The sequence below is a fragment of the Roseomonas sp. CCTCC AB2023176 genome (assembly GCF_042259275.1).
In the GTDB taxonomy this organism is placed as follows: Bacteria; Pseudomonadota; Alphaproteobacteria; order Acetobacterales; family Acetobacteraceae; genus Roseomonas.
In genome coordinates this window covers 1,078,315-1,098,913 of the sequence record NZ_CP170086.1, presented here as the reverse complement: position 1 = coordinate 1,098,913, position 20,599 = coordinate 1,078,315, and the positions used below count along the sequence as shown (strand labels likewise).

The following is a 20,599-nucleotide window of genomic DNA, read 5'->3' as shown; positions in this document are numbered from 1 at the left end:
GCGGCGCGCGCCAGCTTGCCGGGATGTGGCCGCCACCCCCGACCGAACTCCCCGTCCGCCTTCACGCCGCTCTGCCCGACGCGCTGCGCCGCCCCGTGCGTTCCGCCTGGGCCGATGCGAACCGGGGCGGGGCGGCGATCCATTCCTTCCTCGAAGGCCCCTGCCTTGACGCCGCGGGCCGCCTGCACGTCGTGGACATCCCACACGGGCGCGTCCTCCGCGTGGAGGACTGGGCGACCGTCGCGGAATACGGCGGCTGGCCGAATGGCATGGCCCTCGCGCCCGACGGCGCCTTCGTCATTGCCGACTACCGCCGCGGCCTGCTGCGCCTCGACCCCGCGACCGGAACGCCGGTCCCCGTGCTGGAAACCGTGCTGTCGGAGTCCTTCAAGGGCCTGAACGACGTCATCGTCCACCCCGACGGCTCGATCCTCTTCACCGACCAGGGGCAGACCGGCCTGCACGACCCGTCGGGCCGCGTCTGGCGCCTGCACCCCGACGGCCGGCTGGACCGGCTGATCGCCAACGGCCCCAGCCCGAACGGCCTGGCGCTCAACCGCGACGCGACGGCGCTCTACGTCGCGATGACCCGGTCCTGCGAGGTCTGGCGCTTCGTCCTGCGACGCGATGCGGTGGTCGGCAAGGCCAACCTGTTCCACCGCATCCCCGCCGGCACCTCCGGCCCCGATGGTATGGCGGTGGACGCGGCGGACCGCCTCTGGATCGCCAATCCCGGCCACGGCCTGGTCTGGGGCGTGGACCCGCACGGCATCGCGCTGTTCCGGCTGGATTGCACGCCCTGGGGGCGGATGCCGACGAATTGCTGCCTCTCCGCCGACGGGCGGACCCTGATGATCACGGAGAGCGATTCCGGCTCGATCCTCGCCGCGATGCTGCCCTGACCGGTCCGGCAGGGCGGCGCGTGGCCTGCGTTCCGCCGGTGTGGCGCGGGTGGCCCCCGGGGCGGGCTTCACCAGCACCGCACCAGCCGCATCGCGTCAGGACCGACGCGCCCTCCGCGTCACGGCCCTCCGCCCGGCCAGCATCGCGGCGCCCGACCTTCCGGCAGCACGGTCCGCCGCACCGGATCCCGGATCCAGGCCAGCGTCGCAGGCGTGGCGCCCCGGATCAGGTAATGCGCCCAGTCCGTCGAATCGTCGAAGACGGAATCATGCGCCGCCTCCGGCAGCGAGCAGCGGTCGCTCGCCGGCCAGGCCGGCTTGGTGACGAGAAGGCTGCCCTCCATCGCCGCCCCGCCCGCCGCCAGCACGACGCAGCCCAGCAGCGCCACCCGCGCGGCGCGCCGCGCCCGCCCCGCCGCCGGCGCGAGGAGCGCCGCCGCCGAGACCACCGCCAGAACCGCGAGTGGCGCCATGCCCCCGCGCGAGGTCATCTCGTTCCCCGGCCCGAAGACGTAGGCCGGCAGGACCAGCAGCATCGCCGCCGCCCCGGTCAGCACCCAGCCCCGCAGCAGCATGGCCGCCGCGGCCGCCCAGGGCAGCACCTCCACGAGAACGAGCAGCAGCCACCGCCCGAGCGACTCCAGCGGCGGATGCACGATGGGCAGGACGCCGTGTGGCACCTCCGCCGACCCGGCCACCAGGTACAGCACCACCGGCACGGCGACGACGACCGCGAGCCAGTTCGCCGGCGCCGCCAGCGCCCCGCCGATCCCGCGCCACCCCTGCCGCAGCGCCGCCAGCACGATCAGCACCGCCGCCCCGGCCGTCGCGATCGGGCTCCAGAACACCGCCCCCGCGACCGGCACCGCCACGCCCCGCAGGAACGCCGCGCGCGCCCCGTGGCGGAGCACCAGCAGGGCCAGCAGCCAGGCCGGCAAGGCGTGGTTCGGCGCCCAGAGCGTCGCGGTCACGTGCCCCGTGTACTGGAAGAAGCGGTCCCACCATTCCCCGCCGCGCCCCCAGGCGCCGAACAGCCCGGGACCGAAGCGCGCGTCGAGGTAGAGGTTCGGCAGCAGGTCCATCCCGCCGAACAGCACGAAGACCCCCGCGAAGACCGCGAAGGCGCCCTGACCACGTTGGGGTCGGCCCGGCGCGACGTCCCGCGCCAGCACCGCCAGCAGCATGAGCACGAGCGCGAATCCCAGCCCCGCCCAGGCCGTCAGCGCGGCGCGCGCGACCGGCAACCCGGCAACCTGCCCCACCAGCCCCGCCGGTAGGAAGAACCCGAGCGGCGCGCGCAGCAGCCATTCCGTCCCGTCCCCGGCCTGCCGGTAGCCGACCGGCCAGGGGCCGGTGGACAGGTCATGCAGAACCGCATCGCGGATCTGCCAGTCCGCCGTGCTGTAGAGCAGGTGATGCGCCCCCGTCGCCCCGGCCCAGACCAGCCCGAGCGACAGGCACAGCGCCGTCCGGCGCGCCGGTAACGGCCAGGCCGCGTGCCACCCCGGCATCAACGCGAGCGCTGCGACGCCTGCGGCGCCCGCCGGCATCGCCCAGACGCGTGCCCACCCGAAGAGGAACAGCACCGCCGGCAGCAGCAGCACGGCGCCGACGAGGATTGTAAGGCGGTCCGGCGCCGCATGCCCGAGCACGTGGTCGAGGTCGAGGCGCGTCCGCGCCGCGGTGCCAGCATCTCCCCTATCCGTCGCGCGCGATCGCAACGTGGAGAATACGTCCCGATGCGTCAGCATCGCCGGACGCAGCTCGGCCTACGGTTGTCGCCCGGCATCGGACGGCGTCGTGCATCCTCCGACGACGTCACGCAAGCACGCGCGATCGTGAGTCTGCCTTCACCGCAATGTCAGATGCACTCGCGGCCGCGTGCTTCACGCGGACGTGTTGCAGTGCACGCCTCCGCGGCGTCGCAGGCGCCACGATCCTGCCGCAGGTTATTGGCACCTCCTTCTCGGCCCCTCATGGGGCGAGGCATCGTGCAGGAGGCCCGTACACCCGCCCCGACTTGCGCCCCGACTTCCGCCGCGAAGCCGGCGACGTATTCGTCCGATGACGATGCATCGCAACGCAGCATCCGGCGTTTCCGCATCGCAGGCGCGGATCAGGTCTCCGCCCCGCAACTGACACGTCACCCACAGACGGCCGTTCGGCCGTCACCGTCCGCGCCGTCGTTCCGACGCGCCTGCAACCTGCAGGCCGTGAAGCGAAGGCTCGGGCTTGAGACTTTGCACAGGCAACAGCGAAGGAGCGTTCCCATTTCCCCTCAGCCCCTCCTCCTCTGCCTCTCGCACCTTCGCTGGGATTTCGTCTTCCAGCGTCCGCAGCACCTCCTCTCCCGCGCCGCGCGCACCCACCGCGTGCTCTTCGTGGAGGAACCGTGGCGCCTGCCGGCCGCGCCCGACCTGCCCCGCCTGGAGTGCCGCACGACGGAAGAGGGCGTCGAGGTGGTCATCCCGATGCTGCCCGACACGCTGGACGAAGTCGCGGCCGAGGACGCCCAGCGCGCGCTGCTCGACGGCCTGCTCGACGGCCGCCAGCCCGAGGTCCTGTGGTTCTACACGCCGATGGCCTACGCCTTCGCCTCGCACCTGCGCCCGGCGGTCACCGTCTATGACTGCATGGACGAACTCTCCGCCTTCCGCGGCGCCTCCCCGCGCCTGACCTTCCTCGAGCGCCGGATGATGAAGGCGGCCGACCTCGTCTTCACGGGCGGCCGCTCGCTCTACGAGGCGAAGCGCGACCTGCATCCCTCCGTCTACCAGTTCACCTCCGGCGTGGACGTGAAGCACTTCGCCCGCTCCCGCGCGCTCGCGGAGGCCGCCGATCCCGCCGACCAGGCCGCGATCCCGCGCCCCCGCCTCGGCTGGTTCGGCGTCGTGGATGAGCGGATGGACCTCGCCCTCCTCGACGCCGTCGCCGAGCGCCGTCCCGACTGGCAGTTCGTCATGGTCGGCCCGGTTGTGAAGATCGACCTGGCCTCCCTCCCGCGCCGCTCGAACATCCATTGGATCGGCGGCAAGAAGATGCGCGAGCTCCCCTCCTACCTCTCGGGATGGGACGTCGGCTTCGTGCCCTTCGCGATCAACGAGCATACCCGCTACATCTCGCCCACGAAGACGCCGGAATACCTCGCCGCCGGCGTCCCCGTCGTCTGCACGCCGATCACCGACGTCGTCCGCGACTGGGGCGACGAGGGCTACGTCGCCATCGCCCGCAACGCCGACGAGGTGATCGCGGCCTCCGAGGCCTTCATGTCCAGGCCGCGCGACGCCTGGTGGAAGTCCGCGGACGCGCGCCTCGCCAGATGCTCCTGGGATTCGATCTGGTCGTCGATGGACCGGCTGATCCAGGGCGTCGTCCAGGGGGCCGACCGTGGCCCCGCTCCCTCCACGGCCGTCGCGGGGTCCTGACCATGTATGATTGGCTCATCGTCGGCGCCGGGTTCGCCGGCTCGACCCTCGCCGAGCGCATCGCCACCGTCCGCGGCGAGCGTGTCCTCGTCATCGACCGCCGCGACCACGTCGGCGGCAACGCCTACGACGAGCCGGATGCGGCGGGCGTGCTGATGCACCGCTACGGCCCGCACATCTTCCACACCAATTCCGACGCGGTCTTCCAGCACCTGTCGCGCTTCACGAAGTGGCGCGCCTACGAGCACCGCGTCCTCGCGAAACTCGCCGACGGCAAGCTCGTGCCGATGCCGATCAACCGCACGACGCTGAACCGCATGTACGACCTCTCCCTCGTCACCGACGAGGACGCCGAGGCCTTCCTGAACTCCCGCGCCGAACCGGTCGCTGAGATCCGGACCTCCGAGGACGTCGTGGTGTCCCGCGTCGGGCGCCAGCTCTACGAGACCTTCTTCCGCGGCTACACCCGCAAGCAGTGGGGCCTGGACCCGTCGGAGCTCGACAAGTCCGTCACCTCCCGCGTCCCCACGCGCGCGAACAACGACGATCGCTACTTCACCGACACGCACCAGTTCATGCCGCTCGACGGCTACACCGCGATGTTCCGGCGCATGCTCGACCACCCCAACATCACGGTGATGACGAGCACCGACTACGCCGACATCAAGGACAAGGTGTCCTTTCGCCGAATGGTCTGGTCCGGTCCGGTGGACGAGTTCTTCGGCTTCCGCCACGGCAAGCTCCCGTACCGCTCCCTGAAGTTCGAGCACCGGACGCTCGAGCAGGAGTGGTTCCAGCCCTGCGGCACCGTGAACTACCCGCTGGAGGACGTGCCCTACACCCGCATCTCCGAATACAAGTACCTCACGGGCCAGGTGCACCCGAAGACCACGGTCACCTACGAATACCCCTCCGCCGAGGGCGATCCGTACTACCCCGTGCCGCGCGCGGAGAACCAGGACCTCTACAGGAAGTACGAGGCCCTCGCCGACGCGACGCCGGACGTCTGGTTCGTCGGCCGCCTCGCGACCTACCGCTACTACAACATGGACCAGGTCGTGGCCCAGGCGCTGGCCACCTTCAAGCGCATCGAGGCCGCGGTCCCGCCTACCTCCGCGAACGACACGCCGCGCTCCCTGGCCGCGACGGGTGACTGATCCCATGCCCGCGCCGGACCGCTTCCGCCCCTTCCCCACCTTCTTCCTCGGTGGCTTCGAGTGCTCCACGCACCGGCGCCCCGACGGGAAGCGGCTCGACCTCATCGCCTCCACCCGCCACGACACGATGGCGGAGGAAGACTACGCCGCTCTCGCCCGCCACGGCATCCGCGGCGCACGCGACGGCGCGCGATGGCACCTGATCGAGCGCATCCCCGGCCAGTACGATTGGTCCCCCGTCCTCCCCCTCATCCGCGCCGCGAAGAAGGCCGGCGTCCGCGTCGCGTGGGACCTCTGCCACTACGGCCACCCCGCGCACGTGAACCCGATGGAGGACGGCTTCGCCGAAGCCGTCGCCCGCTACGCCGACGCCTTCGTCCGCCTGCTGGCCGAGGAGGAAGGCCAGCCCCCGGCCATCTGCCCCGTGAACGAAATGTCCTTCTGGTCCTGGGCCGGGGGCGAGGTCGCCTACTTCAACCCGGGCGTCCGCCACCGCGGCGGCGAACTGAAGGGCCGCCTCGTCCAGGCCTCCGTCGCCGCCATGCGCGCCGCCCGCGCCGCGGTCCCCGGCACGACGATCCTTTCGGTGGACCCGATCATCAACGTCCTCCCCAAGCATCCGGAGGACACCGACAGCGCCCGCGCCTACCACGACTCGCAGTGGCACGCCTGGCACGGCCTGCTCGGCCAGGCCTGGCCCGAATTCGGCGGCGGCCCCGACGGCTTCGACGTCATGGGCGTCAACTACTACTGGAACAACCAGTGGGAACGCGAAGGCGACGCCGGCAAGACCGTCCTGATGGGCGACCCGCGCCACCGCCCCCTGCGCGAGCTCCTGCACGACGCCTGGAACCGCTTCCACAAGCCCATGATCCTGGCCGAAACCAGCATCGAGGGAACGCCCCGCGCCCCCTGGCTCCGCTACGTCGGCGACGAGATCCGCGCCGCCATGCGCATGGGCATCCCGATCGGCGGCATCTGCCTCTACCCCGTCCTTTCCCACCTCGGCTGGGACAACGACCGCTACTGCCCCAACGGCCTCTTCGAGATGGACATCATAAACGGCCGTCGCCCCGTGGACGCCCCGCTGGCCCGCGAACTCGCCCGCCAGATCGCCCTCTTCGACGCCTTCGACCGCGGCGAACCCGTCCTCGAGGAACCCGATGCCGGCCCCGCCTTCGCCGAGGCCTGGCACCGCTCCGAGGCTGCCCGCCTCTCCGCCGGTGCCGAGGCGGAACGCCTCGAAGCGGCCGAACCGGCACGCGACACCGTGAACGAACGCGCCTGACCGAACCGGATAAGAGCAACAGCATGCCCCGCTATCTCGTTACCGGCGGCGCCGGCTACGTCGGCAGCCACGTCGTCCTCGCCCTGCACCGCCGCGGCGACGAAGTCGTCGTCCTCGACAACCTCCGCCAGGGCCACCGCGCCGCCCTGCCCCAGGGCGTGCCGCTGATCCGCGGCGACATCGGCGACCCCGCAACCCTCGCCCGCGCCTTCGACGGCCCCGCCTATGACGGCGTCCTGCACTTCGCCGCCCTCTCCCTCGTCGGGGAGAGCATGAAGAAGCCGATGCACTACCTCGCCGAGAACCTCTCCAACACCGCCCGCCTCGCCGAGGCCGCGGTGGAAGGCGGCTGCATGCGCTTCGTCCTCTCCTCCACCGCTGCCCTCTTCGGCGAGGCCGGGGACGCCCCGATCCACGAACGCACCCCCTACGGCCCCACCTCCGCCTATGGCGAGAGCAAGGGCATGGCCGAACGCGCCCTCGAATGGGCCGACAAGGTCCACGGCCTGAAGTCCGCCTGCTTGCGCTACTTCAACGCCGCAGGCGCCGACGCCTCCGGCAAGTTCGGCGAAGACCACGACCCCGAGACCCACCTCATCCCCAACGCCATCCGCGCGGCGCTGGGCCAGGGCGCCCCCCTGACCCTTTTCGGCACCGACTACCCCACCCCCGACGGCACCCCGATCCGCGATTACGTCCACGTCACCGACCTCGCCGAGGCGCACCTCCTCGCCCTCGACCACCTCGATGACGCCGGTTCCTGCCGCTTCAACCTCGGCACGGGCCGCGGCGCCTCCGTCCGCGAGGTTCTGGCCGCCGTCGAGCGCATCACGGGCCGCCGCGTCCCCCACAGCATCGGCCCCCGCCGCGCCGGCGACCCCGCCGTCCTCGTCGCGTCCAACAATGCGCTGCGCAAGGCGACGGGCTGGAAGCCGCTCCACTCCGACCTCGACACCGTCGTCGAAACCGCGGCGCGCTGGCACACCAGCCACCCGAACGGCTACGCCGACCGCGCGGAAAAGTCTGCGAAGCCCCGCGTGCCCGCCCGGCCGGCCGCGCAGGCCACCGAGACCACAGTCTTCCGCAACGGCGGCGGCTGGCCCGGCACCGTCGCCAGCCGCCCCCTCATGCGCGACGGCGTGGACTGACCCGACGATGGGGGAGGGCCCGCGCCTCCCCCACACCGCTCACCAGTAGCAACCCCGCTCAATCCGCCAGGCCTCCGGCGGGGTGTCTTCGCGATCGGGGCGCACCCAGGCCTCGTTGATGAAGCCCCGCATCGCCGGATCGTCGTCCCAGCGCCGCCCGCGCACGCCGAACAGCACCTGCGTCGGCCCGCCCATGTGGAACCCGATGCGCCCCGTGCGCTTCGCATGCGCCGCCAGCAGCAGCGAAATCCCCCGGCGCCGACCAGCAGCACGTCGTAGGGCGCGCTCTCCACCTGATCCCGCACGCGCGCCATCCGCGTCCACCAGTCCGGCTCTGCCGGCGGCACCAGCCCCGGCGAGAGCGGCATCCGCACCACACGCAGGTCGAACTCCGGCAACACGTCGGTTCCCGGCCAGATCACTGCCCGCCGCCGGACCTGCCGCTCGATCGTGGACGCGAACGGTGACACCACGACGACCCGCTTCCCCGCCAGGTGCCGCGTCCAGGGATCGGGAAACAGCCACGGATCGAGCGAGCCCAGCGGGATCAGCCGCGCCGAGGGCGCGTGCCGGTTCAGCACGTCCGGCTCCCCCGGGTAGCCCATGACCCCCATCACATCCATCACGCCCGCGGCGTCCACCAATTCCCGGCAGAACCGGTCCAGCGCCGCGTCCGTGTCCGGGAACAGCCCGACATTCAGCCCCAACTGCCCCCGCAGCAGCCGCGGATACGCCTCCCCCCGCTGCCGCGGGCCGAGGAAGAACCCCGCCCCCTCCGCCTCCAGCCCGCCGATCTTGCCCGCGGCGAAGGGCCGCCCCTCCCGGATCGCCGCCCCGATCGCCTCCGACAGCAGCGCCTGCCCCGCCGCCTCCCCCGGCGGCAGCCGCGCCCCGAAGGCACGACGAATCCGGGCGTCCTTCACCTTCTGACGCAGGCGGTCATAGGTCGGGTGGATGAGGTCCCACAGCCAGGGCCGTTCCCGGACGAACTGGGCGAGCGCGCGACGGGCTTCCATGATTCGATGTTGTTACGGCACTTGGCGTCCGGGCGGAACGCCCCGGGCGCAGAGCGGCCCGCCGCGCTCGCCGTCACGGGCGATCGGACACCTCCTCCCATTCATGGGTCCGTTGGTCGAAGATGGGCGGACTGCATCCCGAAGCGAGGAAACGATGCCCCTGATCAACAGGGCCTGCCCGGAATGCGGCAGCGTGGATCGCGTGGTGCGGGACGCCTTCGCGTCGTGGGACGTGGACACCCAATCCTGGGTGCTCGCCTCCGTCGACGACAACCTCTCCTGCAACGCCTGCGGGACGAGCGCCGTCACGCCGGAGGAGATTGAGGCGACGGAGGAAGAGGAGGACGCGGGAGCGGAAGGCGAGACGTGAACTTCGCCTTCGATGCGACGCTTTCGGCCGTTTACACCAGCCGAACGCAGGTCGCGCGCGTCCTGACGGAGGACTGGTTCGAACGATCCATGTACTGCGTCGCTTGCGCGGCGCCGCACCTAGCCATGATGCACTACGGACCGGAGTCCGTGCGGAGCCTCTTCATAATCCCCGCGCCGTTCTTCACCCGCGACATCATCGCCAAGCGCCGCCCGCTCGCGCGGACGGCCCGCCGCGCAGGATGGGTCGGCTGCAACATCCGCTTGGCCGATGTGCCGGCATCCGTCCGGATCGGCGTCGTGGAGAACGGCACGGCCATGCCCGTGAACCACGTTCGTGACGCGTGGCGCCGCGCCGCGCCGCGCCGCTGCGTGCGGGTGACCTCACCGCGCGCACTTGGACCATCGACGTTCTCCGCTGCGTCGAACGGCTCGCGCGCGCCGAGTTCTCGCCCACCGAGGTCTACGGGGCGGTGCCGGACCTCCAGGCCCGCCATCCTCACAACCGCAACGTTCGGCCGAAAATCCGTCAGCAGTTGCAGGTTCTGCGGGACGCGGGCTGGCTGACCTTCCTCGGCAATGGTCGCTACCGCCTCTCACGCCTCGTCGCGACGGGCAACCTGTCGGAGCGCGAGCCGAGGGCACATCGGTTAGGAAAACCTTGACAGAAAGTATATTTTCCTGCTAAGCGCCGCGTTCGACCCGCGGAGGCCCCATGCTCCACTCCCCCACCCACCGCCTCACTCCCCGCCGCCCCTGGATGCCCCTCACCGACGACGAGTGGCTCGCCCTCTGGCCCTACGTCTGGAACCGTTGCCCCCAGGGCCGTCAGGTCGGCGACCTCCGCGCCCGCATGGACGCCATCTTCGAACTCGCCGTGCGCGGCCACGACGTTCCCTGGCGCGACGTCTCCTGCTTCTCCGGCAAGCCGGACACGATCGCCCGCTTCTTCCGCCGCGCCACCCATAACGGCCTCTGGCATCGCCTGCTCGAAGCCCTGACCGACCTGTCCGACTGCCCGGACCACCCGCTGCGCCGCATCGAATACTTCGTCTGCCGCGCCGCACGGCGTGCAGCCCGCCTCGGCGGCCTGCGCCTGATCTTCCTCATCCGCCGCCTCGGGCTGGAGACCGCGCTGAACGCCCCGCCCTGGCTCCTCCCCAACCCCTTCTACGACGCCCTCGTCCGCCGCCTCGGCATCGCCTACGCCCGCGACTGGCGCCCCCGACCGGCCGAGGCTTTGCCCGACTTCCGCGCCCGCACCCGCGACACGATCCGCACCCTCAAGACGCTGCACCGCATGGCCGCCGGCCAGTCCCGCATCCGCCGCTCCGTCCGCCTGTGCTGGCCGTGACCCTCCAACAACCCGGCGCGAGCCTGTCCGCGCCCGGCGCGAGCCTGTCCGCGCCCGGCGCGAGCCTGTCCGCATCCCGCATGCGCCTCTCCGCGCTCCGGGCGATCCCGCCCGCGCCGGGCATGTACCCGGGCGCGCACCGCGCAGGCCGACCGGCGCCGGCCGCCCGCCCGTCCACCGCTGACCGGGTGCCGCAACGCCGCGTCCACCCCGCGGGCACCATCGCGAATCCCACGAAGCCGCCCGCGCGCCGCCACCCTACCCCCGCTCCTTTTGTCCGGAAGGCGCAGACCCGCCCCGCCCGCCCTTCCGGCTTGCTTCCCGCCCCCGACGGCGCATCTATGGCGGAACCGCCGCGTCACACGCGCCCCAGGCTTCCGGAACCCGTCATGGACACCCTGATCGACCCCAACGCCCCCGCCGGCGCCGCACCCGCCGCCGACATCATCAAGGACGGCGACCAGAAGACCTTCATGCAGGACGTGGTCCAGGCGTCCCAGCAGACGCCCGTGCTCGTGGACTTCTGGGCGACCTGGTGCGGCCCCTGCAAGCAGCTGACGCCCACGCTGGAAAAGGTCGTCCGCGCCGCCGGCGGCCGCGTGCGCCTCGTCAAGATCGACATCGACAAGAACCGCGCCCTCGTCCAGCAGCTCGCCCAGATGGGCCTGCCGCTGCAGTCCGTCCCGACGGTCGTGGGCTTCGTCGGCGGCCAGATCGCCGACCTCTTCCAGGGCGCCTTGCCCGAGGGAGAGGTGAAGAAGTTCGTCGAGGCCCTGCTGAAGATGGCCGGCGGTCAGATGCCCTCCGCCGACCTCCTCGCCGAAGCGAAGGCCGCCGCCGAGGAAGGCGACCACCAGGGCGCCCTCGAGCTCTACGGCGCGCTGGCGCAGCAGGAACCCGAGAACGCCGCCGCCTTCGCCGGCGTCGCCCGCTCCCTGATGGAACTCGGGGAGGAGGAACAGGCTGGCCAGGTCCTCGCCTCCGTCCCCGCCAAGATGCGCGACCACGCCGACATCGCCGCCGTCCGCTCCGCCCTCGAACTCGCGGCGGCCGGCCGCGAGGCCCAGGCCAAGTTCGGCGAGTTTCAGTCCCGCATCGCCGCCGACCCGAACGACCACGCCGCCCGCATCGACCTCGCCACCGCCCTGAACGCCGCCAACGAACGGGAACAGGCCGCCGACGCCCTCCTCGAATCCATCCGCCGCGACCGCGCCTGGAACGAGGGCGCGGCCCGCGCCCAGCTCCTCAAGTTCTTCGAGGCCTGGGGCTTCGACGACCCCGCGACGAAGGCCGCCCGCCGCAAACTCTCCGCGCTGCTCTTCTCGTGACGGCCGTCGCGCGCCCCGCCCGTGACGGCCGCGCCCCCCGCCGGCCACGGCGGGCCGTCCCCGCCGCGGCCGGCCGGACCGTGCCCAACCTCACGTCGCGATCGCGCGGGAACACCGCCGCGGGGCGCGACCTGTCCCGGCCCGGTTCCCCGTCCGAACGCGCCGGGACCACGCGGATCACGGCGCGCGGCGCCGCGCAGGGCCGCGCCTGACGTGCCTTTCGATCCGCCCGCCCTGCACGCCCTCCCTCGGGAGATCGGGATCTTCCCGCTCCCCGGCGCCCTGCTGCTCCCCGGCGGCCGCCTGCCGCTGAACGTCTTCGAGCCGCGCTACCTCGCCCTCGTGGAGGACGCCCTGTCCAACGGCCGCCACTTCGGCATGATCCAGCCCGACGCCGCCGCCGGCGCCACGGCCAAGGGCCCCGCCCTCTACCGCGTCGGCTGCCTCGGCCGCCTGTCCTCCTTCGCCGAGACGGAGGACGGGCGTTTCCTCATCACCCTCACCGGCGTCGCCCGCTTCACGGTGGCGCAGGAACTCGACCTCACCCGCGGCCACCGCAACGTCGCCGCCGACTACGCCGAGTTCGCCGCCGACCTCGCCGATCCCGAGGACTCCGGCGTGAACCGCGACAACCTCCTCGCCGCCCTCCGCGCCTATTTCCGCGCCAAGGAGATCGACGCGAACTGGGAGGCGGTGGAACGCATGGACACCGCCGCCCTCGTCACCAACCTCTCGATGGTCTGTCCCTTCGAGGCGCTGGAGAAGCAGGCCCTCCTCGAAGCCCCGGACACCGAGGCCCGTGCCGAGATGCTCGAAGCGCTCCTCCGGATAGACAGCCTCGCCGCGCCCGGCCATGACGCCCGCCCCAGTTGAGACGCCCCCGATGACCGACGAATCGCCCGCCCCCGGCGCCGGGATCGACCCCCGCCTGCTCGAGATCCTCGTCTGCCCCGTCACCAAGGGCCCGCTCCGCTACGACCGCGACGCCGCGGAGCTCGTCAGCGAATCCGCCGGTCTGGCCTACCCCATCCGCGACGGCATCCCGATCATGCTCCCGGACGAGGCCCGGCGCCTGGATGGCTGACCCGGTCGTCCCGACCGAGATCCGCCTCCTCCGCTCGGAGAAGGCGCTGGACGTCGCCTTCTCCGACGGCTTCCGCGCCCGCCTCCCCGCCGAATACCTCCGCGTCGAAAGCCCCTCCGCCGAAGTCCAGGGCCACACGCCGGACCAGAAACAGATCGTCGCGGGCCGCCGCCACGTCGGCATCCTCTCCGTCGAGCCCGTCGGGAACTACGCGGTCCGCCTGACCTTCGACGACCTGCACGACACCGGCCTCTACTCCTGGCCCGTCCTCCACGACCTCGCCCGGAACCACGCCGAACGCTGGGCCGCCTACGAAGTCGCCCTCGCCACCCGCGGCCTCTCGCGTGACCCCCCGGCGCGGTAGCCGGGCGCCCCCAGCACCACCCCCGCGCAAGGCACGGCCGGAACGGTCCCTTTCGCGACATCTGCCAGCATCGCCCGGTGCCATCCCCCCGCACGACGGTCGGGGACGCCTCGACCTCCAGCGGCTGGTGATAGCGTGGGGCGGCAACCGGCCACCGTCACCGCTCGCTCAGCCCGGCACGGTCTCGAGCCAGCGCACGACCCGCTCCGCCGTGGCGGGCCAGCCGACGTCGAGCATCATCAGGTGGCCCGCGCCCTCCAGGAACTCGGCGCCGGCGCCGTGCCAGGCGGCGCAGCGGCGCACCGCGTCGGGCGGGATCAGCCGGTCCTCCGCGGCGCCGAGCACGAGGACGCGGCGGCCGTGGATCCAGCCAGGGACGACCGGCTGGGGCACCTGCGCCTCGATCAGGGCGGCGCGGGACTGCGGTGAGAGGCGCGCGACATGCCGGGCGGCGGCGCGCGGATCCATCCGCGGGCCGAAGAGGGCACGCACGACCCGCGGCGAGGGCACGCCCGCCTCGGTCATCCGGGCGACCTCGGCCCAGAGGGCGGGGTCTGCGAGGGCGAGGCGCGCGTTGGAGAGGAACAGGCCCTCCGGCGGCACGGGCGCCAGGAGGGCTGCGCCGCGGACCATCGGGTGGTCCAGCAGCCGTTGCGCGACGAGGGCGCCGAGCGAGTGGCCGATCAGCACGGAAGGCCGTTCCAGCGCGGCCCGGAGGTCCCGGGCATAGTCCGACAGGCCGTCGTCCCGGCCTTGCACCGGCAGGGCGAGGCCGGGGAAGCCCGCGGCAGCGATGCGCGCGGCGAAGCCGTCGGCCCAGACCCAGGGGCCGGATGCCGCGCCGTGCAGGTAGATCGCCCGCAATCCCGGCGACGCGCCGGGCGGCACAGGGAAGGTCAGCGCGCCCGGGCGGCCGCCAGCCTCCCGTCCGTCGAGCGGCGCGTGGAGCCGCCGGTCCGGTCCGGTCATGCGCCCAGGCCCTCCGTCAGGGCGTCGGCCACGCGGCGGTGGCGCAGCACGTCCACCGTCGCCTGCGCGGTGCTCGCCGCGACGCCCATACGCTGCATGGCGAAGTCGGCGATGCCCAGCGCGACCTCGCGTTCGCCCATGACGACCATGCCGGCGCCGCCCTCCTCGAGCAGCCAGTCCACCTCGGCGTCGTCGTGGGCACGGACCGTGACCTCGATCTCCGGGTTGGCGTGGCGGGCCAGCTCGACGACGCGGCGGGCTTCCCAGGCGCGGGGGACGGCGACGATCAGCAGGCGGGCATGGGCGGGGCCGGCGGCGTGCAGCACCTCCTCCCGCGACGCATCGCCCCAGAGGACGGGGATGGACTGTGCGCGGACGAGTTCGGCGCGGCGGCGGTCCTCCTCGATCACGACGAAGGGCAGGTGGTGGCGGCGGAGCGCCGCGGCGATCAGGGCACCGACGCGGCCGTAGCCAATGAGGATGGCGTGGCCGTCGAGCCGCGGCAACGCGGCGTTGAAGCGCGCCGCGTCCTTCGAGGCTGGCACGGGCGCCGGGCGGATGCGGGCGGCAAGCCAGGCGAAGCCGCGGAAGGAGAGCGGCGTGAGGAGGATGGCGCCGAAACTGCCGAGGAGGATCGGGCCGCGCACCGTGTCAGGCAGCAGGTCCTGGCCGATCGCGAGTTCCATGAGGACGAAGGAGAACTCGCCGATCTGGGCGAGCGCCGCGGCAACGGTCGCCGCGACGGCGGGTGCCACGCCGAGGACGAGGAGAAGGGCGAAGGTCGCGCCGCCCGTCGCGAGAAGGACGGCGAGGAGCGCGGCGAGCGACACCAGCGGCGAAGAGATCATCGCCGCTGGATCCACGAGCATGCCGACGGAGACGAAGAACAGGGCGGCGAAGACGCGCTGGATCGGCAGCGCCTCGGCGGCAGCCTGGTGGCCGAGGTCGCTCTCGCCCAGCACGACGCCGGCGAAGAAGGCACCGAGGGCGAAGGAAGCACCGAAGAGGGTTGCGGAGGCATAGGCCACGCCGAGGGCCACGACGATAACGGCGAGGGTGAAGAGCTCGCGCGAGCCGTTGCGGGCGACGCGGGCGAGGGCCCAGGGCAGCACGCGGCGTCCCACGATGAACATCAGCGCCACGAAGGCGACGAGCTTCACGGCGGCGAGGCCGAGGGTGGCGAGGATGTTGCCGTCCCCCTCGCCCGAGAAGGCGGGGAGGAGGACGAGGCCGAAGACGACGATCAGGTCTTGCACGACGAGCCAGCCGAGGGCGATCCGGCCGGCGGCGCCGGCGAGCTGGCCGCGTTCCTCCAGCGCGCGGGTCGCGACGGCGGTGGAGGCGATAGCGAGGGCCAGGCCGAAGGCGAGGGCGGGGCCGAAGGCGAGGCCGAGGCCGGCCACGCCGAGCCCGGCGCCGATCAGGATGCCGATCGCGACCTGGGCGATGGCGCCGGGGACGGCGACGTGACGTACGGCGAGCAGGTCGCGGGGGCGGAAATGCAGGCCGACGCCGAAGAGGAGGAGGCCGACGCCGACCTCGGCGAGGGTCTGGGTGAAGCCCATGTCTGCCGCGATGCCGGGCGTGTGCGGGCCGACGAGGACGCCCGCGACGAGGTAGCCGATGAGGGGCGGCAGGCGCAGGGCCCGGGCGGCCAGGCCCAGCAGGAAGGCGAGGGCGAGACCGACGACGAGGCCCGCGAGGAAGGGCGGGGCGTGATCCATGTCCTGCCCTTGTCGCAAGGCGGAACGGTCGGCGCCAGGGTTGGCGGGACGCGTGGGCAGGGTCGCCGTGCGTGGGCGGCTTCGGTGTGGCGCGGGGGCGACGTGTTCGACGGGGCGCGGCCGGGGTGTCGTCCGGGCCGGTGGACGGCGGGCGCACTCTCGCCGCCTGTCAAAATGATCCTAGATCAAAGCCGCCGCCCGATGCAAGTCTCATCGGGCAGGGGGACGGCGCGCCTAGCCCTTCCGCAGGCCCCAGACGAAGGGCGCGCCGGCCTGATGCAGGCCGGTCAGGTTCCGACGCAGCGCCGTGGGGATCGTGTACTGGCCGAGCGGTGCGTAGGGGACGGCAGAGAAGGCTTCGGCCTCCATGCGCGCGGCGATGGCCTTCTGAGCGTTCAGGTCCGTCGCGGCCATCCATTCGGTGCGCAGGGCTTCCATGCGTTCGTTCGTCGGCCATCCCGGCCAGGCGGCGCGGCCGTTGCCGCGGAGCGCGAGGTGGGAGGCGGGGCTCATGAACTCCACGCCGACGGCGGTGGTGTGGAAGACGTTCCAGCCGCCCTGTTCCGGCGGGCCGAGATTGGCGCGGCGGGTGAGGACGGAGCCCCAATCCGTCGCGACGAAGTCCACGTTGAAGCCGATGCGCTTCAACAGGTCCTCGGTGACGAGGCCGAGGGCGTGGAGGTAGGCAAGGTCGGTGGGCGAGATCACCGTGACCTTGCGGCCGTCATAGCCGCTTTCCCGCAGCATGGCGCGGGCGCGTTCGAGGTTCGCGGTCATGACGTCGCTGCCCGTTCCCGACGACATGGGCGTGCCGCACGGGAAGAAGGCCTTGCATTCGCGCCAGATCGAGGGATCGCCCACCATCGCCTGCATGTATTCGCCCTGGTTCACGGCGGTCAGCACCGCACGGCGAACACGGACATCGTCGAAGGGCGGGTGGAGGTGGTTGAAGCGCAGCAGGACGACGGCACCGATCGGGTCGTAGGTCGTGACCTGCACGTCGCGGTTGCGGCGGAGGACGGGGAGGAGGTCGCCCTGGGGCTGTTCGTACCAGTCCACCTCGCCGCGCTGGATGGCGGCTGTGGCGGTGCCGGGGTCGGGGATGGTGATCCATTCGACGCGGTCGAAGTTCACGACCTTGCCGCCTGCGGCACCGTCGAGTGATTCGTTGCGGGGAACGTAGCCGTCGTGGCGCGCATAGGCCGCGCGGGAGCCGGGGACCCATTCGTCGCGGAGGAAGCGAAAGGGGCCGGATCCCACGGTCTCGCGGATCTGCGTGGTGGGCGGGGTTTGCGCCACGCGTTCGGGCATGATGAAGGGGACGGGGGAGGACGGCTTGCCGATCGCTTCCAGCAGCAGGGGGAAGGGCTGCTTCAGGCGGAAGCGTAGGGTGCGGTCGTCCACCGCGGAGAGTTCGTCCGTCGCGGCCATGAGCGTCGCGCCGAAGCCGTCGCGCGCGGCCCAGCGGCGGAGGGAGGCGACGCAGTCCGCGGCGCGGACGGGTTCGCCGTCGTGGAACTTCAGCCCTTCGCGCAGGCGGATGGTGTAGGTCCTGCCGTCGTCGGTGATCTCATGCCCCTCGGCCATCTGCGGGCGGGGGCGGAACTCCGCATCCAGCGAGTACAGGGTGTCGTAGACCATGTAGCCGTGGTTGCGGACGACGTAGCCGGTGGTCGCGAAGGGATCGATCGCCGAGAGGTCGGCGTGCGGGATGAAGCGCAGCGTTCGGTTGGCCGACTGAGCCTGGGCCGGCGCGGCGCCGTTGAGCGAGAAGCCGGTCGCGAGCGCCGCCGCGGCGCCCCGGAACACGTCGCGTCGCGCGACCATCGTCGTTTCCTCCGGGTTCAGAAGGTGTTGGTGCCGGCCCAGGGGTCTTCGACCTTGGGCCAGTAGGGGGTCGTCTTCTTGGTGAAGGGGATGTTCTCGTAGTCCGGGGTGATCGCGCCGTTGGGAGTGGCGCAGTAGCGGACTTCCCGCGCGACGGGGGCGAAGCCGGCGTAGAAATGCTGCGTGGATTTCACGACGACGAGGCGCTTGTCGGACAGCGAGCAGCCGAGGCCCGTGAAGGCGTCGGGCCGGAAGGTCTGCTGGCGGATGGAGTTGAGGATGATGTGGATGCCGTCTGCCTCCACGTAGGCGCTCGGCCCCATCTCGGCGCGGCCGCCGGAGAGGCCGCCCTGGGTGTGGTGCGCGTCCAGGCCGCGGACGGTGACCCTGAGGTCCACGGGATCGCCGGACGCCACGCCGCACTTGCCGCCGATGCGGAGGTCGAAGGTGGCGCCGATGCCGGCTTCCAGGCAGATCTGCACGGCAACGGGGTCCCAGTAGCAGCCGGTCGCGACGTCGCGGGCGCCGCGGTCCACCAGGCGGCGAAGGATGGCGGTGTTGTCGGAGGGAGCGCCGCCGCCGGCGTTGTCGGCGACGTCGGCGAGGACGAGGGGCTTGTCGCCGCTGCCCTTCATCGCGGCGTCGATGCCCTCATCCACCGTATCGTGGTGCGTGGCGGTTTCGCGGCGGAGGGTCCAGATTTCCTCGCCGAGGGCGCGGGCCAGGGATTGGGCCTTCGTCATGTCATTGTCGGCGACGACGACGATCTTGCCGCCGACCTCCGGTACGTCGCCCCAGGGGAAACCGTGGCCGAAGGAAACGGAGAGGATGCCGTCCTTGCCTTCCAGGTCCTTCATCTTGCGGACGAAGGACAGCATGGGCTCGACCGTCGTGCGCCACATGCTGACCATGCGGAGGTCGTGATAGGCGATGACCGGCTTCGTCTCGCCGCGGGCGGCGGCGAGGCAGGTCGCGTAGAGTTCGCGCGCGCGTTCCGCGACGTCGGTGTGCGGGTATTCCTTGAAGGTGATGATGACGTTCGCGTTCCTGCGCATCCCCTCCGTCAGGTGGCAGTGCAGGTCGAGTTCGATGCCGATGGTCGCCTCCGGCCCGACGATCTCGCGCACGCGGGCCAGGGTATCGCCCTCGCAGTCGTCGTAGCCATCGGCGACCATGGCGCCGTGCATGAACAGCAGCACGACGTCCACGGGCATGGCGGCGCGGAGGTCCGCCAGCAGCATGTCCCGCAGTTCCTCGTACACGGCGCGGAGCGTGGTGCCGGCGGGCTGGGCGAAGGTGGATATGGATTCGGCGACGTCGTGGCCGTCTGCCTCGCCCATGCGGCGCCATTCGATCAGGGGGATGTTGCCGAGACGGGGCGGATGGCGGCTGCCGTCGTCCCGGAAGAACTCGCGCTCCATGAAGGCGGTGCGGCCGGTGGGAAGGGGGGAGAAGGTGTTGGTCTCCGTGGCGAGGGTGGCCATGAAGAGCTGCACGCCGGTTTCTCCCGCGATCCTGTCGGAAGGGTGGGGGTGGCGTCGCGACGGGGTCAAGCCCGGGGCGGATGACGGCGGGCGGGCCGGGGCGCTAGGCTGCCTTCCATTCACGGAAGGGGTTTCTCATGCGCCGACGCACCGTCCTTGCTGCCCCCGCCACGCTGCTGGCGCCAGCGGTCCGGGCTCAGACAGCGGAGCGATGGGATTTCCCGACGGGCTTCGTGGACGGCAACTTCCACACGCAGACTCTGCGCGCCTTCGCGGAGGACGTGAAGCGGCGGACGGACGGGAAGCTGGAGTTCCGGCTGCACACGAACAACACGCTCCTGGCTTTCTCCGGCATCCGGCGGGCGGTGCAGCAGGGGCAGGTGCCGGCGGGGGAGATCCTGCTCTCCCTCTACGGGAACGAGGACCCGATCATGGAGGCGGATGCGATCCCCTTCCTGGCGGTGGGCTACGACCAGGCCCGGCGGCTGTACGAGGCGCAGAAGCCGTTCCTGGAGCGGCGGTTCCAGCAGATCGGGCTGCGGATGTTGTATTCCGTGCCCTGGCCGGGCCAGGGGATCTACAGCAAGCGGCCGGTGAACGGGCCGGAGGATCTGCGGGGGCTGCGGATCCGGACGCCGACGCCGGCTTCGTCGCGGCTGGCGGAGCTGGTGGGGGCGGTGCCGACGGTGGTGCAGTCCGGCGAGGTGCCGCAGGCCTTCGCGACGAACGTGGTGACGGCGATGATGACGTCGTCGCCGACCGGCGTGGACACGCGGGCCTGGGATTTCGTGCGGATGTTCTACACGACGGATTCCTGGCATCCGCGCAACGCGGTTATCGTCAGCGAAAGGGTGTGGCGGCGGCTGGATGCGCCGACGCAGGCCGCGCTGACCGAGGCCGCGGCGGAGGCGGAGCCGAAGGGCTGGGCCGCGAGCCGCGCAGCGGACGAGGAGGCGAAGCGGCGCATGGCGGCGGAGGGGATGGAGGTGCTGCCCCCGCCGCAGCCGCTGGTGGACGCGCTGAAGGCGGCGGGTGCGCGGCTTTCGCAGGAATGGGCGGCGAAGGCCGGCGAGGGCGGGCAGGCCGTGCTGCGGGCGATGGGGCAGACGGGCTGACGCGGCCTGCCCGGGGCGCAGCGGCCACGATCGCGGCGCCTCGTG

At 72.1% G+C, this 20,599-nt stretch carries 18 protein-coding genes and 1 pseudogene; 14 read left to right on the top strand and 5 right to left on the bottom strand.

Annotated features, from left to right (window positions below):
- Nucleotides 1–23: 23 nt before the first annotated feature.
- Nucleotides 24–902, top strand: a complete 879-nt coding sequence (locus ACE7GA_RS05550; protein WP_376096809.1) for an SMP-30/gluconolactonase/LRE family protein — start codon at nt 24–26, stop codon at nt 900–902.
- A gap of 119 nt (nt 903–1,021) precedes the next feature.
- Here ACE7GA_RS05550 and ACE7GA_RS05545 read toward each other — a convergent pair whose 3' ends face one another.
- Nucleotides 1,022–2,653 carry a hypothetical protein gene (locus ACE7GA_RS05545; RefSeq protein ID WP_376096806.1) on the bottom strand — a complete coding sequence of 544 codons (1,632 nt, stop codon included), beginning with the start codon at nt 2,651–2,653 and terminating at the stop codon, nt 1,022–1,024.
- A gap of 462 nt (nt 2,654–3,115) precedes the next feature.
- On the opposite strand from ACE7GA_RS05545, the gene ACE7GA_RS05540 reads away from it, so the two are divergent.
- The 12 genes and pseudogenes from ACE7GA_RS05540 (at nt 3,116) to ACE7GA_RS05485 (ending at nt 13,435) form a co-directional block, all read left to right on the top strand.
- A complete protein-coding gene (locus ACE7GA_RS05540; protein ID WP_376096803.1) occupies nt 3,116–4,327 on the top strand; it encodes a glycosyltransferase in 1,212 nt (403 codons plus the stop codon).
- Between the two features lie 2 nt (nt 4,328–4,329).
- A complete protein-coding gene (glf, locus tag ACE7GA_RS05535; protein WP_376096800.1) occupies nt 4,330–5,484 on the top strand; it encodes a UDP-galactopyranose mutase in 1,155 nt (384 codons plus the stop codon).
- Nucleotides 5,485–5,488: 4 nt separating this feature from the next.
- Nucleotides 5,489–6,772, top strand: coding sequence for a beta-glucosidase (locus ACE7GA_RS05530; protein WP_376096797.1), 1,284 nt, complete (start codon nt 5,489–5,491; stop codon nt 6,770–6,772).
- Between the two features lie 23 nt (nt 6,773–6,795).
- The gene (gene galE, locus ACE7GA_RS05525; protein WP_376096794.1) at nt 6,796–7,920 is read left to right on the top strand and encodes a UDP-glucose 4-epimerase GalE; all 1,125 of its coding nucleotides are present in this window, start codon (nt 6,796–6,798) and stop codon (nt 7,918–7,920) included.
- Between the two features lie 1,170 nt (nt 7,921–9,090).
- Nucleotides 9,091–9,306: a hypothetical protein gene (locus ACE7GA_RS05520; RefSeq protein WP_376096791.1), complete on the top strand. Its 216-nt coding sequence runs from the start codon at nt 9,091–9,093 to the stop codon at nt 9,304–9,306.
- A pseudogene (locus tag ACE7GA_RS05515) lies at nt 9,303–9,602 on the top strand (DpnI domain-containing protein); the annotation flags it as partial. The gene ACE7GA_RS05520 and the pseudogene ACE7GA_RS05515, both read left to right, overlap by 4 nt.
- Nucleotides 9,603–9,649: 47 nt before the next feature.
- On the top strand, nt 9,650–9,970 hold the full coding sequence (locus ACE7GA_RS05510; protein WP_376096788.1) for a hypothetical protein: 321 nt from the start codon (nt 9,650–9,652) through the stop codon (nt 9,968–9,970).
- A 50-nt stretch (nt 9,971–10,020) separates the two neighbouring features.
- On the top strand, nt 10,021–10,659 hold the full coding sequence (locus ACE7GA_RS05505) for a transposase (protein ID WP_376096786.1): 639 nt from the start codon (nt 10,021–10,023) through the stop codon (nt 10,657–10,659).
- 389 nt (nt 10,660–11,048) lie between these two features.
- Nucleotides 11,049–11,987 carry a tetratricopeptide repeat protein gene (locus ACE7GA_RS05500; protein ID WP_376096783.1) on the top strand — a complete coding sequence of 313 codons (939 nt, stop codon included), beginning with the start codon at nt 11,049–11,051 and terminating at the stop codon, nt 11,985–11,987.
- Nucleotides 11,988–12,200: 213 nt separating this feature from the next.
- Nucleotides 12,201–12,860: an LON peptidase substrate-binding domain-containing protein gene (locus tag ACE7GA_RS05495; RefSeq protein ID WP_376096780.1), complete on the top strand. Its 660-nt coding sequence runs from the start codon at nt 12,201–12,203 to the stop codon at nt 12,858–12,860.
- A 10-nt stretch (nt 12,861–12,870) separates the two neighbouring features.
- Nucleotides 12,871–13,071 carry a Trm112 family protein gene (locus tag ACE7GA_RS05490; RefSeq protein WP_376096777.1) on the top strand — a complete coding sequence of 67 codons (201 nt, stop codon included), beginning with the start codon at nt 12,871–12,873 and terminating at the stop codon, nt 13,069–13,071.
- Nucleotides 13,064–13,435, top strand: a complete 372-nt coding sequence (locus ACE7GA_RS05485) for a gamma-butyrobetaine hydroxylase-like domain-containing protein (RefSeq protein ID WP_376096774.1) — start codon at nt 13,064–13,066, stop codon at nt 13,433–13,435. The genes ACE7GA_RS05490 and ACE7GA_RS05485 overlap by 8 nt, the downstream gene beginning before the upstream one ends.
- A gap of 168 nt (nt 13,436–13,603) precedes the next feature.
- On the opposite strand, the gene ACE7GA_RS05480 is transcribed toward ACE7GA_RS05485, so the two are convergent.
- From ACE7GA_RS05480 to ACE7GA_RS05465, 4 genes are all read right to left on the bottom strand, one after another.
- Nucleotides 13,604–14,404 carry an alpha/beta hydrolase gene (locus ACE7GA_RS05480; RefSeq protein ID WP_376096771.1) on the bottom strand — a complete coding sequence of 267 codons (801 nt, stop codon included), beginning with the start codon at nt 14,402–14,404 and terminating at the stop codon, nt 13,604–13,606.
- The gene (locus tag ACE7GA_RS05475) at nt 14,401–16,128 is read right to left on the bottom strand and encodes a cation:proton antiporter (protein WP_376096768.1); all 1,728 of its coding nucleotides are present in this window, start codon (nt 16,126–16,128) and stop codon (nt 14,401–14,403) included. Before ACE7GA_RS05475 ends, ACE7GA_RS05480 begins: the two co-directional genes overlap by 4 nt.
- A 234-nt stretch (nt 16,129–16,362) precedes the next feature.
- A complete protein-coding gene (locus ACE7GA_RS05470; protein ID WP_376096765.1) occupies nt 16,363–17,955 on the bottom strand; it encodes an ABC transporter substrate-binding protein in 1,593 nt (530 codons plus the stop codon).
- 17 nt (nt 17,956–17,972) lie between these two features.
- On the bottom strand, nt 17,973–19,451 hold the full coding sequence (locus ACE7GA_RS05465; protein WP_376096762.1) for a M81 family metallopeptidase: 1,479 nt from the start codon (nt 19,449–19,451) through the stop codon (nt 17,973–17,975).
- A 125-nt stretch (nt 19,452–19,576) separates the two neighbouring features.
- Between ACE7GA_RS05465 and ACE7GA_RS05460 the strand changes: the two genes are divergently transcribed.
- Nucleotides 19,577–20,554, top strand: a complete 978-nt coding sequence (locus ACE7GA_RS05460) for a TRAP transporter substrate-binding protein (protein WP_376096759.1) — start codon at nt 19,577–19,579, stop codon at nt 20,552–20,554.
- Nucleotides 20,555–20,599 lie beyond the last annotated feature (45 nt).